This is a genomic window from Cardinium endosymbiont of Culicoides punctatus (genome assembly GCF_004354815.1).
Taxonomy (GTDB): domain Bacteria; phylum Bacteroidota; class Bacteroidia; order Cytophagales; family Amoebophilaceae; genus Cardinium.
Genome location: NZ_QWJI01000001.1, coordinates 17,667 through 31,894 on the forward strand (window position 1 = coordinate 17,667; position 14,228 = coordinate 31,894).

At 33.3% G+C, this 14,228-nt stretch carries 11 protein-coding genes; 7 read left to right on the top strand and 4 right to left on the bottom strand.

The features are described 5' to 3' along the window. Positions 1 to 260 precede the first annotated feature (260 nt). Positions 261 to 2,354 carry a putative porin gene (locus tag CCPUN_RS00070; RefSeq protein WP_133281554.1) on the bottom strand — a complete coding sequence of 698 codons (2,094 nt, stop codon included), beginning with the start codon at positions 2,352 to 2,354 and terminating at the stop codon, positions 261 to 263. A 136-nt stretch (positions 2,355 to 2,490) separates the two neighbouring features. Continuing rightward, complete coding sequence (gene lpxK, locus CCPUN_RS00075; protein WP_133281555.1) at positions 2,491 to 3,549, bottom strand: tetraacyldisaccharide 4'-kinase; 1,059 nt, start codon at positions 3,547 to 3,549, stop codon at positions 2,491 to 2,493. 255 nt (positions 3,550 to 3,804) lie between these two features. Here lpxK and CCPUN_RS00080 point away from each other — a divergent pair, with 255 nt between their 5' ends. From CCPUN_RS00080 to miaA, 7 genes are all read left to right on the top strand, one after another. Further along, positions 3,805 to 4,974, top strand: coding sequence for a Nif3-like dinuclear metal center hexameric protein (locus tag CCPUN_RS00080; RefSeq protein WP_204594622.1), 1,170 nt, complete (start codon positions 3,805 to 3,807; stop codon positions 4,972 to 4,974). A 3-nt stretch (positions 4,975 to 4,977) separates the two neighbouring features. After that, positions 4,978 to 5,709 (top strand): zinc ribbon domain-containing protein, encoded by a 732-nt coding sequence (locus CCPUN_RS00085; RefSeq protein WP_133281557.1) that lies wholly within the window; start codon positions 4,978 to 4,980, stop codon positions 5,707 to 5,709. 298 nt (positions 5,710 to 6,007) lie between these two features. Next, positions 6,008 to 6,376 carry a TraR/DksA family transcriptional regulator gene (locus CCPUN_RS00090; RefSeq protein ID WP_133281558.1) on the top strand — a complete coding sequence of 123 codons (369 nt, stop codon included), beginning with the start codon at positions 6,008 to 6,010 and terminating at the stop codon, positions 6,374 to 6,376. A gap of 27 nt (positions 6,377 to 6,403) precedes the next feature. Next, positions 6,404 to 7,162, top strand: a complete 759-nt coding sequence (locus CCPUN_RS00095; protein WP_240034328.1) for a pseudouridine synthase — start codon at positions 6,404 to 6,406, stop codon at positions 7,160 to 7,162. Positions 7,163 to 7,787: 625 nt separating this feature from the next. Further along, positions 7,788 to 8,453 carry a hypothetical protein gene (locus CCPUN_RS00100; protein ID WP_133281559.1) on the top strand — a complete coding sequence of 222 codons (666 nt, stop codon included), beginning with the start codon at positions 7,788 to 7,790 and terminating at the stop codon, positions 8,451 to 8,453. Positions 8,454 to 8,481: 28 nt separating this feature from the next. After that, positions 8,482 to 10,125: an ankyrin repeat domain-containing protein gene (locus CCPUN_RS00105; RefSeq protein WP_133281560.1), complete on the top strand. Its 1,644-nt coding sequence runs from the start codon at positions 8,482 to 8,484 to the stop codon at positions 10,123 to 10,125. A 174-nt stretch (positions 10,126 to 10,299) separates the two neighbouring features. After that, positions 10,300 to 11,217, top strand: coding sequence for a tRNA (adenosine(37)-N6)-dimethylallyltransferase MiaA (gene miaA / locus CCPUN_RS00110; RefSeq protein ID WP_133281561.1), 918 nt, complete (start codon positions 10,300 to 10,302; stop codon positions 11,215 to 11,217). Positions 11,218 to 11,761: 544 nt separating this feature from the next. Here miaA and CCPUN_RS00115 read toward each other — a convergent pair. Continuing rightward, positions 11,762 to 12,190, bottom strand: coding sequence for a hypothetical protein (locus tag CCPUN_RS00115; protein ID WP_133281562.1), 429 nt, complete (start codon positions 12,188 to 12,190; stop codon positions 11,762 to 11,764). A 278-nt stretch (positions 12,191 to 12,468) separates the two neighbouring features. Further along, the gene (gene lysS / locus CCPUN_RS00120) at positions 12,469 to 13,992 is read right to left on the bottom strand and encodes a lysine--tRNA ligase (RefSeq protein WP_133281563.1); all 1,524 of its coding nucleotides are present in this window, start codon (positions 13,990 to 13,992) and stop codon (positions 12,469 to 12,471) included. Positions 13,993 to 14,228 lie beyond the last annotated feature (236 nt).

Here is a 14,228-nt window from a genome sequence, read left to right on the forward strand (position 1 = left end):
GAAATTCAGTAGATTTATTGCGTACGTACCAGACTACCTGAAATAGAAAATCGGGGCTTGCCCTTTATTTCTTCAAAACATTTTAAAGGGCAGCTATACTTTTTTACCAAAAACCTAATCAAATTTTTATGCTCCATAACTTATTACCCAATCTATATATTTGAAAATCAATTAAAATGATTCGAATCGATGGTTTGTTTCGTCATATAGTAAACTACTACTAGATTATTTTCAACAAGTGATCATACCGAATGCTGCACTTAATCAAAAAAAGACCAATGTATTCCTATATCTGCTGCCTTTTTTTGTCCAGGATAGAATGGTGTTGTAAAGTAAGCTTTGGGTTTCATAAGCTCATCATTAATAAAACTATATTTTATAGAAATTTTTAAGTTGCTAATTCTAAAGTTAACGAAAAGATCAATAATCGTTTTACCTTGTACAACGAACTGATTCTGTCTAAAAAATTGTCGTGCAATTATGTCGTAGCCGTCTGCATAATAGAGCTCTTTAAAGTGCAGATTGATACCTGTTTCTATATCTAATTTCTTATTAAATGGCTGATGTGCATAGTAATATCTTCCTGTATACATCCAAGGTGGCATATATCCTCTAAAAAAATGGGTTTTGCTACTAATGTCCTTGAAGAAGGTAATTGAATGATCTAAATGAAAGTAAGAAAAAAAGCAAAAGTCCAAGTTTCCACCATAAGCAAATAGATTAACAGGAGTAGAAGCTTGCATGGGCTTGGAAATACAATGGTCACTTATAGTAGGTATATTTGATTTACTGTAGTAAATATAATTATACATTCTGCTAAAAGATAGCATAGGATTCATTCTAACAAAAGATAAATCATAATCTACTTCTGCAGTAACCTGTTTGGCATGTGGCGGCGAAAAATTATTATTCCATTTACGATAGCGGCTATATCCATACTTTAGTATATAGGGCGTTTTGTGTTTTATAGCATGGTAGCTAACTTTAATAAACCTATTTTCGTAGGCTATACCTAATTTATAATACCATTTGGAAATTTGTTCAGGCAAACATTCACCATATACGTTTACCTTATGGGGTGTATCTTTGTCCTTACTGCAATTAAATCGAGTTTTAAATCCTATATAGTGCTCATTTTCATATATATTTCCCATAATAGATGGGTCCATTGTGCTTTTTTCTTTTCTATTGATCAAACGGATTATCGTGGGATCTGGTATGTTATCGGTTTGTCCGTTAGAAAAATCATATGTTAAACGAATATTTTCTAGTCTATAATATAAACTATAAAATAGTTGTAAGTAGGCGATGTCTCCTTTTATGCCTAATTCATTACCAAGAGCGTGTATGATTACACTACTTTTTTCCGGCTGTTTTTTATTTATTTGGTTTTCGGTAATATTATTTGGATCGGCTATAAAGCTATGTAGGTCATCACTTGTTGATTTAATCTTAAGCAAACTGTTTTTACGATTATAATCAAGCTCATGATATAATTGAAATTGTTCACTAAATTCATAATGGTGATAGATGTAAAAATTACGTCTATGGTCTTTATGAACAACCTGGTTCTCTTTTGGAATTTTATTCTTCATATATTCCTCTTTCAATAGGGAAAAAGAGGATTTATAACGTCGAGCCGGATCTTGTTGCCCAAATGCGAATGCTTCATTTTTGTTGGAAGAACGTACACCTCCTGTTTCTGTAGTCACATATCGCATATTAGAAAAACTGGTGAATAGGTAGTAACGTGCATCTAGAGCGTTAAAATGGGTGAAAATATCAACATGTGGGAGGGCATCAACAATTTTATCATCTTTACTATGAGGCCACTCGTTTTCTGTCATTGCACTGCGTACATGTATGCCTACCTGCCAATTCTCTAACAAACGATGTGTATAGCAACTGTCAAAAACAAAGCTTCCTAAATTTGCCAGAACAATGCTAAAGTGTGCATATGCTTTTGAGGAGGTGTAGTAATAGCATATATCTCTAGGATCTTTAAAGTAAAAGTCATATACCGTTAGGCCATAGGTTGCACCTATACGTTTTGGTAAAGTATAGAATGTATACTGAGCAGCTGTCCAATTATTCCCAAGATTCTGGAGATTATAATTGTACTGTTCTACAACAGTAAAACGATCCATCCTTCTTATTGATCGATCAATAGGGTGATACTGCCTATGATTTTGTTTTACATCATTTGGTGTTATAAAAAAAGTAGTATTTGCTTCTACTTTTTCTTCTGGATCTTTTTCAAAAATATCTTCGGATTTTTCACCATAGCTGCTAAAAGGTAATCCCAAGAATAAAAGAAATAGACTACGTTGTAACCAAATAGGAATGCCCACCATTATTTATATATATCATTTTATATCTACATTTGATGTAAATGTACCAAAAAATCAGGTGGTAATGCAAAAAGTTTCTAAAAAGTGATGGCTTAAACAGATGGATAAGTTTTTATTATGCTGTATACTAATAAATAAATTAAAAATTTAAATGATCTATAACGGTTTGCTCAAAAACTATTTTGTCTGTTTGCATAAACCCTATCTCAATAGGGATATAAAACGTGGGTATGGTTTTTAACAGGTATTTTGTATGGTTGTGTACGAACCTTACACTGTCTTTTTCAGTTGTAACTATTGCCTTTTCTTTATCTGATATGCTTGAGAAAGTATTGGAAATTTTTAAAACATCCATATCATTAAACCAATGATGATCTGGAAATACAAGTTGTGTTACCGAATAACCATTGCTTTCCAAGTATGTTCTTAGTGGAATAGGATTTGCTATGCCAGTAACCAATAATATAGAACGAGGAAGTTGGTTTTTTATATTTCCCCACATTAGAACAGGTTTATTATAAACAATATGTGTAAAAAATATAGGTGGCTTATCTAAAGCATGATAATATTGATTTATTTCTGATCGTATTGTGCGTATTTGTGATTTGGAGAGATTTTTAGGGCTTTTCGTTACCAATATTATGTCAGCACGTGTTACCCCTGTTTTCGGCTCACGTAAATTACCTAATGGTAATAAGTGGTCAGTAAAAAAAGGTTGATCAAAAGTCGTTAACAGCATACTTATTGTAGGGTTTATGCTAAGATGTTGGAAAGCATCATCTAAAAGTACCAATGTTACATCTGGCCTATGCATTATAATTTTTTCCATGCCCTTGACTCTGTCTTCGCAAACGGCAACAACTATATTGCTATTATATTTGAATCTTTGATACACCAGATAGGGCTCATCACCTGCTGTTAGAGGGGTGTCTACCTCATTTATGAGTTTAAATCCTTTTGATGAACGTTTATATCCCCTGCTAAGTACAGCTACTACTTTATGTTTAGAAAAAAAATTTAGTAAAAATATTACTAATGGTGTTTTTCCAGTACCGCCTAATGATAAATTTCCAATGCCAATAACGTTGGGCTTTGCATAATATGTGCGCTTTTTTATTTTCCTTTGGTATAAAAAATTACGCATAGCGACCACTATCCCATAACACCAACTGAGCGTTCGTAACAATAATGTAGGCATTAAATTTCCCGAAATATAAAAAAATAATTTAATCTTACAAATTTACAAATATCAAAAAAATTGTTAATTTTCGTAAATATTCATTCATTTGGATGCTTAAAGGGGTAATTTGGGTAGATAGTTCAAGTAGAAAAAAAACAATATAGTTGAATAAATGTACTTTTTCAGATTGGGATATCTATTTAATGGTATGAAAAGTTTTTTTCCAACTTTGCAGGTGAATGGGTATTTTACCATACGATTTTGCATGAAGAGATGGAACTAATTGGTAAAAGCATTATGGAAATAGAAGATATGGCATATAGTAATTTAATTCCTATATCCGAGGTTGTACATTATTTGGAGCAAACAATACGGTTGTGTTCACATCATGATTTATATCAATCTGGTCTTGTAGTTGGTAACATGCAAAATATAGTAACCGGGATCTTAATTTGCCTAGATATAACAGAAGAATTACTCGATGAGGCTATTGAGAAAAATTGCAATTTTATTATTGCTAATCAGCCACTTTTAATTGATCCTTTACATAAAATAACCCCTGAGACTTATGCTGGAAAATGCGTTATAAAAGCGATACGTCACGATTTGGCTATTTACATTTTTGGTACCAATTTAGACTATTTAGGTTCTGGGGCTAGTCATAGAATCGCAAAGTTTCTTGAGCTTCAAGATACCTGGCCTATAATTTGCGAAAAACAAATATTGTACAAACTTACCACTTTTGTCCCATTTCAGGCTAAAAAAGATCTAATAGCTACTTTGAGTGGAGAGGGCGCTTTATTGAATAACGAAAATGTTATGGATCACTTAAGCGATGCGCTTGTAAAAGGTGGATCAGAATCAGAGTTATTTACCAATTGGAACACTAGGCTTAGTTTAGAAAAAGTAGAAGAAATACAACTTACCTTTACATTTCCTGTTGTTTATAAAGAAAAAGTTATTCAAGCATTATTACGTGCACATCCCTATAGGAAGGTTTCCTATTATCTAGAGCCTATAGAAACAATAGTAGAAAATAGAGGAAGTGGTGTAATAGGGACTTTGCCTGTAGAACTACCAGCAAAATATTTTTTAAAATATGTTAGGACAAAGTTAAATTTAGTGAATTTTCAATTTGCTAATACGCATCATACAAATATTTCAGAAAAGCCTATCAAAGTAATAGCCATTTATGCTGGCAATGGCAGTCAATTGTTAAACAATGCATTAGATAAACAAGTTGACGTTTTTATTACAACGGGTTTGCGTTATGAACAGTTTTTAGAAGCTAGTGGAAGGCTATTAATGATAGATATTGGTTATTATGCTGTCCGTTTAGGTATAAAAAAACTGATTCTTGCACTATTATCAAAAGAATTTAATAATATTGTAATACTACGCTGTAAGACTATTACCAATCCTATTCATTATATTAACGATTAACCTATGGATAAAAACATTGCGATTAAATTAACAAAACTTTCTGATATACAAGAAGTTGATATACATCTTAATGATATTATTAAGCTCAGAGGAACGTTGCCAGATGAGGTGAGTGCATTGCAACGGTATATAAAGAAGATGAGTGAGAAAATAGTAGAAAATGAGGATTTATTGGCTACATTACAACAAGATATTGTAAATAAAAAAGAGTTTCTCAAGACAACAGAAAAAAAGGTTCAGCGATACGAAGCACAACAAATGGAGGTGCGTAACAACAGAGAGTATGATGCGATAACTAAAGAGCTTGAATTGTCTAAATTGGATATGCAGCTTGCAGAAAAATTCTTACGTACTGCTTATGAGAAAATAGAAAAAGGGAATATTGATTTAGAGGAGCTAAATAAGCTTTTAAAAATAAAAGAAAATGAGCTAACTTTAAAGAACCAAGAGCTAGAAACAATTCTAAAAGCAAGTAAGACAGAGGAAGATAAGCTGAATCGAAAAAGAGAGAATATAAAAAATACCCTTGGAGAGATGCTCTACAATACTTATGAAAGAATTAGAACAAACGTTCCGAATAGTTTAGCTGTAGTATCTATTAAAAAAGGAGCTTGTGGTGGTTGTTGTATAGTAATTCCTCCTCAACAGAAATTAGTAATATATGAACGTAATAAGATTGTATCCTGCGAACACTGTGGTAGAATGATTATTGCCTCAGAGGAGGCTACAGATTAGTCATCTTTTTTTTAGTTAGATTACGACATTATTGATTTTTTGAGGTCAATAAATTGACAAAGATCTTTCTAAATATTAACTTAAGGTTTAGTACAGTTAGCAACTGTAAAAAATGGTTATTTATAGTTATACAATGGTGATTAGCAGCGATACAAATAAGCAGTCAATATAAAGATTAATGGTATTGTAAAACTTTTTAAAATTTTTCAACATGTTTTGATAATGAATGGAATGTGGCTTAATAGTTTACAGGCAGTTTCAATCTATCCATTACCTAAACTTTAAGTTAAAAATAATTATGACACAGGAAGCATACTCACCTGAGGATTTAAAATTTTTCCAAAAAATTCTTTTAGAGAAATTAGAAAAAGCTAATCACGAGTTACAAGTTTTAGAGAAAATTTTGAGCCGTCAGGAAGCTGGTCTTGAACCTCCTGGTAAACTATTTGAGGAAAATGCAGAAGTTATAGAAACAGAAAACATAGGTCAATTGGCTGAAAGACAACAAAAATTCATAAAACAAATCGAACTTGCGCTTCAACGTATTAAGGATGGGTCTTACGGAGTTTGTGTATTGACTGGTCAAATAATAGATAGAGAACGTTTAAAAGTGGTTCCACATACTATGTATGCAGTCGATGCTAAATCAAAGATAAAAAAATCATGATATGGGCTGCATGCTGAACCATATATTATGCAAAAGCACTTTGTGAAGAATGCTTCTATATCGCTTATACGATTAAATAAATTTATAAGTAATGCTGGTGTTTGCTCTAGAAGAGAAGCTGATAAATTAATTGTAGCAGGCCATATTACCGTTAATGGCAAAGTAATGTCTACAACAGGAAGTAAAATTCCTGTTAATGCAATTGTTCTATATAAAGGGGTTCGTTTATCTGCTGAGCGGTTTCGTTATGTACTATTAAATAAGCCAAAAGGATACGTTACGACCTTCAAAGATCCAGAAGGTCGAAAAACGGTCTTAGATTTGATTGGTAAAAAATATTGTCATGAACGTGTTTATCCTGTTGGACGGCTCGACTATAATACAACAGGCTTATTGCTATTAACCAATGATGGCTTGTTGGCTCAGAGATTATCACATCCTACTAGTGGTATTACAAAGCTCTATCATGTAGTATTAAATAAAGCTATTAGTACGGAACATTTTAAAAATATTCAAGATGGCCTCTTGTTAGAAGATGGAATTGCTCAAGTGGACAATCTTGCCATAGTTGATCAGGATCCATGTCAGATAGGTATTTCCATTCACATGGGTAAAAACCGAATCATCCGAAGAATTTTTGAACATCTCGGCTATGGTGTAAATAAATTAGATAGGGTAGGATATGCACACCTCACGAAGAAAAACATAGCACGTGGTCAATGGATCTTTCTGAAAGATCAAGATATACTCCGATTGAAAAGTATAGTCAAAAATGTTCCCGTTTGAAAAGATGTTTGTTTGTATAAAACAGATACTTCTGTAGTAAAGAAATAAACGTTTTTATAATGTTGCTGAGAGAATCAAATGTTGATCTGGACAATTATTACACATTACAGGTATATACTTACTTCCTATATGCTTTGTTTCCCAACCCCAAACAATTATCATTGTATTTTTATTTTTAGTAATTATAATTTAAAAAATGCTTCTCCATAACAAGGTAAAATTAGGTATTTCTTTCTTGGATGTAGGCATAACGACATAGCGTCTAGTTCTAAGTTAATTTTCTTTACCAAGAAATGCAACAACGGATTTATTGTGCATGAATCATAATAAACAAATTAGTTGCTAGCTATTGTAGAAAAGCGTATTTTAGTATAAAATGAGTGTATAAAATGCATTTTATGCCTGATCTACTAATTTAACGTTCTATGTTTCGTGTATTCTCTATGTTTATGTGTGACGAGGGCTGCGGCATGTATGTCATATATTAATTGTTGCTGCCAGTAGAAAAATTTTAATAGTCATATCATATAGATTTAATTTGTAGATCATACAAATATATGGATCAATTAGGAAAATATGCGGACTTTGTTTTGTGGAATTTATCTGTAATTTTTATTGTTTAAATATGCGTCGTTTATTACTATTAACCATCTGTTTACTAACTACCCATATCCTCCATGCTATCCCTCGTGATGTTGTCCTAGTGAACCAGCATCAATCTTTTAGTGAAAGAGATAACGAAGCCATTAAAGACTCATTTCTTAAATATGGCCTAAAGCAACAAGAAATGGACCAAGAAGCCACTGAGTGTTACACCTATTGGGGAGCGTGCTTGGGTTATCCATTTGTTTCATTAACAGATAAAAATAATAATATAACAATACAAAAAGAATCTGCTGTAGCGTCTGAAATACGTGGCCTATATGGTATGAAGCTTTGGCGTTTTTCAGGGGAGCTTTTTTGTGGTGTGCGTACACTCCCTTCTTATCTAAATGCAAAAAATGAGAAAGAAACAGACTCTTTGTTGTTTGCAGGTGGGGACATAATGGGTATTATTATAGACAAAGCTAATTTTCAGTTATTTATGCTATTTGGGTTAAAATGGGCATTATTCGAAAATGCAGTTGCCCCAGAATTAGGATTGGGGTGCTTTATAGGAGGTGAGAGACTTGGCATAACCCCTAATGTTACCATTGACCTCATCGCTTTGAATAAAAAACACGCTACTTATACCTGGTCTAGAGCAATCGTTCTTAATCTGGGTATTAGGCATATTATAAAGTCTGTATAAAATTATACTTAGTAAATTATTTAACTATATGAAACATTATTTCAAGCATTTATGTGTTTTTATATTTTGTATAGGCACCTCTGTAGGGCATGCTAAATCACCTAAAGAGGCTACTGTAACTAAAAAACAATTGTGGAAAGCAATTTTAGAGCAGGATATGTCGTTATTGCAGGACAAAAAGATTCCCTTAAAATATTTTAAAGATACCAATAAGGAGCGATATACACCACTGACAGCTGCTATTGACGATACACAAAATGTAGCATTGATACAGGCATTGCTAGAACAAGGGGCTGATCCTAATGCAAAAGACCGCAAAAAAAGGCTTCCTTTGCACCTTGCCGTATTGACGGAACAAAAAGATTGCGTAGAAGTTTTACTTCGGCACAAGGCAGACGCGAATCAAAAAGATGTAGACGGAGATACTCCTCTTGCAGTAGCTATCAAAAAAAACTTGCAAGAGATAGCCTTATTACTGGTAGAACAAGGGGCTGATCCAGAATTGTGTTCAGGTTCATCAGGGGTAACACCATTGCACCTGGCCATTAAAAAAAGAAATCTTACGCTCACTGAGATATTGGTTAATAAATATAAGGTGGATATCAATAATAAAGGGATTGTTGGACTCTATCCTGTAGTTTACGCTGCTTCACACAGATGCCATGATATTATGGACTTTTTGTTGCAAAAAGGAGCCCTTGTTGTACCAAAAGAACCCGCTATTACTATTTTGCATGCCATGAGCATGTATGATTATATCAATTTAAAGCATAATGACGGTGAAGCATTGAAAAAGTTTTATGATAAGTATAAACCTTTTATAGCAGAAGAGGATCTATCGGTTTTCACAGCCCATACCTTGAATGCAGCTCAAAATAAAGATATTACTCCTTATCTAGATCAGATAGATGTACAAACACAAGATGAATATGGGAATACGCCATTGCATTATGCCGTCGAATACAGGTCGTTGTTTAACGTAATCAAATTATTGGAAAAGGGAGCCAGTGTGCATAGTACCAATAACAATTTAGACACACCTTTATATCAGGTTATTATGAATGAAGGAGAAGAAAATGCACTGGATATATTGATGGCAAGAGTATTGCTTGAAAAAGGTGCCAATGTTGACCACTTTGACAGTCGTTATTCTGTGTTAGCAAGGGCTGTTATGAAAAACAAACCTCGACTATGTAAATTGTTATTAGAATATCATGCAAACACAAATCTTGTGGTTTCTCCATTGATCAAACCACATACATTTACATTATTACCGGATGAACGGCCATTTTTAAGTCATGGCAGTGGATTGTTTCATATAGCTGCGATCTACTGTGTTGATTTAGATATTGTCACACAGCTTATACAAGCTGGTGTAAATGTTAATGCAAAAGATTCATATGGGTCAACAGCTTTACACTATGCGGGACATTACGACAATATTCCTTTACTTACCATTTTACTGGCCAATGGTGCCCTCTTGATAAAAAATAAAAAGGGGCATACGCCCTTGACATTTGAAGTCCTTGCGAAAAGAGAGTGGAGAACCGAAACGTATTATATTTGTGGAGACAGAGCAAAGGCGTTCTTAAAAGCATGGATAAAAAATCAGAAAAAAGCTATAAAAGAAGCTAAAAAAAATCCGAAGAATAAGGATGCAGTAACTTCTTAATTTGAATAGAAATAACTACCATCAGGTAACCAAATATAATATTTTACGATAAAGGGATAATAGATTTTAGGCATTGTGATGCTCTACAGGAATGGTAGGTTTTATGAACAGATCTATTAAATTGATTGTGTCAAATGAAAAAAACTGTTTCTATAGTAATAATTTGGTGCAAAAATGGAGTTAATTCCCAAGCATTTGGTTGTTATAGTGGGGCCAACAGCTGTAGGTAAAACAGCACTGTCTATCCAATTAGCTGAATATTTACAATGTGAAATACTATCTGCTGACTCGAGACAGTTTTACTATGACATGGCTATTGGAACTGCACAACCTACTAAAGAAGAAATGCGTGGTATTCCTCACCATTTTTTATCTTTTTTACCCGTTCAAGAATTATATACTGCAGGCAAGTTTGCTAAAGAAGCACGACAAAAGTTAACCAGCCTTTTTATAGATCACGATATAGCCATACTTATTGGAGGATCAGGTCTTTATATAAAAGCGTTATGTGAAGGACTAGCAGATTTCCCTCCTGTAGCACCCAATTTGCGTGCCATGTTAAACCTTAATTTTAAGGAACGTGGGCTTCATTATCTTACTGAAATGCTCGCACAAAAAGATCCAGATTACTATCATATAGTAGATCTAAAAAATCCTAAAAGAATCATTAGGGCTTTAGAAATATGTTTGAGTACAGGGGTTCCCTACTCAACATTACGTAAACAGCTGCCAAGTGTAATAAAGACATTTAACGTTATTCCAATAGGCATCACTCAAGAAAAACATCTACTATATGAAAGAATTGAACTGCGTGTGGATATAATGATGCAGCAAGGTCTATTGCAAGAGGTAGAAAAGCTCCATCCCTATAAAGAACTAAATGCCTTGCAAACGCTGGGCTATAAGGAGTTATTTGACTACATAGATGGAGTGTCTAGATTAGATGAATCTATAAATCAAATAAAAATTAATACAAAAAAATATGCTAAAAAGCAGATAACATGGTTCCAAAAAGATAAAAGTATTGCATGGTTTGCTCCAGATGATATCACAAAAATATATGCATATATACAGTCTATAGTAGAATTGTAATAATGCTATAATTTCAACGAAAAGTGCGCAAGTATTGACATCTATAATTATATACACATTTTTTAAGAAAATGTGTAATACATACACAAAATTGTATTTTTTTATGAAATTTTATATATTACCTTCATAAGGTGAACCTAGTTACTAGGTAGAATTTTTAGTATTATGTATGTTTTTATTCTTGAAATCGAATAGGTTTGTGTGTATAGCAGACTTAAATATAATTCATTATGATTAAATTCAAATTTTATACTTCTTTGAAGCATGTTAAGCGTCTTTTATGTTCCATAATAATTTGGTGGTGGTACAAATATATGATACTAAATTACTCAAACTAGATTTTATATTTTTGTTTTGATAATGAATATTGTATTGATTTTTTTGCATAAATAATTCTATTTTTTGTCTTTGTTAAAGCCATTATTTACTATATCTATGTTAGTGAGGCATTCAGAATAGCTTTCTGTAATGTGTTTGCTTAAAAAAAATTAACCACTTCTTATTAAACGATATAAAATACACTCAAGATCAAATACTTATTCCATCATATATTTGTACCACCACCAATAATTTTAGTACATGGTACTAGCTGTACAGGGAGTTTGGCAGATATGCAGGGCATGAAGAAAGGAGATAATAATAATACCTGTTTAATAGTAAGTGAAGGAGTCAGTTCAATAGATTCGGAATCGGAAGGGAAAAATGAAGAAGTTTCTTCAGAATCAGCAGTATCTATTTTGAGTCGCTTGAGCTGTTTCAGTTTTTTCCGTAGTAATACTAAAAGTAAGGGTATATCAATGGTTAATAATTCAGATGTGTACATATATGTTAATAATACAGATACAACTGCTAATTCTAATGTATGGCATGCTGATCGGAGTGAATCTCGAATAATCTCTGACGGTAATGGTTTTCCGCATATTTTGATTATATAAACGGTAACCCTCTCTGAGTTATTCTGTGATATTTCCACATAACAACATAATAAAGAACACACTATAGTTATAGAAACTACCCAAGTGCCCTATGTTCTGTATAAAAAAAGTATTTTTATAGCTGAATTATAAGTCAGCTATAAAATTATACAGTAAAGCTTTAGTAGCACATTTGCACTAATCGTTTTTTTCAACTCCAACACAAGGTTCCTGGATAGCTACATTTCCCCAAATCCAAAGTCCAATCTCCTGTAAAAAGAATCTTTTTGCAATAATCTATATCCCATGTGCTATCGGAAAAATTACAAACTTATAACTATTGATGCTCAGGCCTCATTTGTGGAAAGAAAATAACATCTTGAATAGAATGTACATTGGTCATAATCATAGTTAAACGATCTATCCCTATGCCAACCCCTACCGTCGGTGGCATGCCATAACGCAAAGCCTTCAAAAAGTCATGATCTACTACCATAGCTTCTTCGTCCCCTCGTTCTCCCAAAGAACGTTGCTCTTCCAGCCTTTGTTGCTGATCTATTGGATCATTTAGTTCAGAAAAAGCATTGCATATTTCTTTCCCATTGCATATAACCTCAAACCGCTCTGTTAAACTTGGATTATCCCTATGTCGTTTGGCTAAAGGAGACATTTCAACCGGATAGTCTGTTATAAAAGTAGGTTGAATAAGATATGGTTCACACTTTTCCCCAAAAATTTCATCTATAATTTTCCCTTTTGCGATGTTGTCCTCTAAAGAGATGTGAAGCTGGTGTGCTATCGTTCGTAATGCTTGTTCATCCATATTGCTTACATCATGGCCTGTAAAATGTTGAATGGCTTCAAACATGGTAAAACGTTTCCATGGTCTCTGAAAGTTAATGGTATGGGCACCAACTTGGATCGTTGTTGTACCATGCAAAGCCAGCGCTACTGTTTCAATCAACTGTTCCATAAAGTCCATCATCCAGATGTAATCCTTGTAGGCTACATAAAGCTCTACTTGTGTAAATTCTGGATTATGAAAACGCGACATTCCCTCATTCCTAAAATCTTTAGCAAATTCATACACCCCATCATATCCACCAATAATCAATCGCTTTAGGTAAAGCTCATTAGAAATACGCAAATAGAGTGGTATATCTAATGCATTGTGATGTGTCTTAAATGGTCGTGCCGATGCCCCCCCATAGATTGGCTGCAGAATAGGTGTCTCTACCTCTAAATAACCCTGTTGGTTTAAAGTATACTTAATGGTATCAATCAATTTTGTTCTTTGTTCAAATACTTTACGAACATCTGGATTGACAATTAAATCAACGTATCGTTGACGATACCGTTGTTCTGAATCTGTAAAAGCATCATAGGTCTGTATGCCTTCTTTCGTAACTGCTTCTTTAACAATAGGTAATGGTGTTAATGCCTTAGTTAATAATCGAAGATGGGTAACATGTACTGCAATAGCACCTACTTGAGTAGTGAAAACAAATCCTTGTACCTCAATGATATCACCTATATCCAGTAATTTTTTAAAAAAAACATTGTAATAGCTTTTATCTTCATCTGGAGCAATGGCATCCCGTTGCACATAAAGCTGAATACGCCCTGTTGCATCTTGTAGTTCTACAAACGAAGCTGCTCCCATAATTCTCCGGCTCATAATACGACCGGCCAATATTACATGGCTATAATCTTCTTTATTTTCTTCCTTATAATTTGCAAGGATTGTTGAAGCCTTTACATTAATGGCATTAACAGAAGCTGGATATGGAAGAATACCCATTGCTTCTATTGCTGCTTTTTTCTGGGTTCTAATAATTTCTTGTTCACTAAGTTGATGCATGGCTTTGAATAAATTTTTACGCAAAATATGTCTTAATTTTCCTGCTCATTAGACTTCTTTCTGTAATTCCATTTCATTATAGTCCTCAAATACACGTCTAAAAATTAGCTTCGAAAGAAGTCTATTATACAAGTGGGTTATGTACATTAAGTTTGTTTCCTAATTGTAAAATTATGTCTAACGTAGTCCTAAAGTGATCTTTGATGCCATATTCCGCCATTAGAAATAATCCTAAT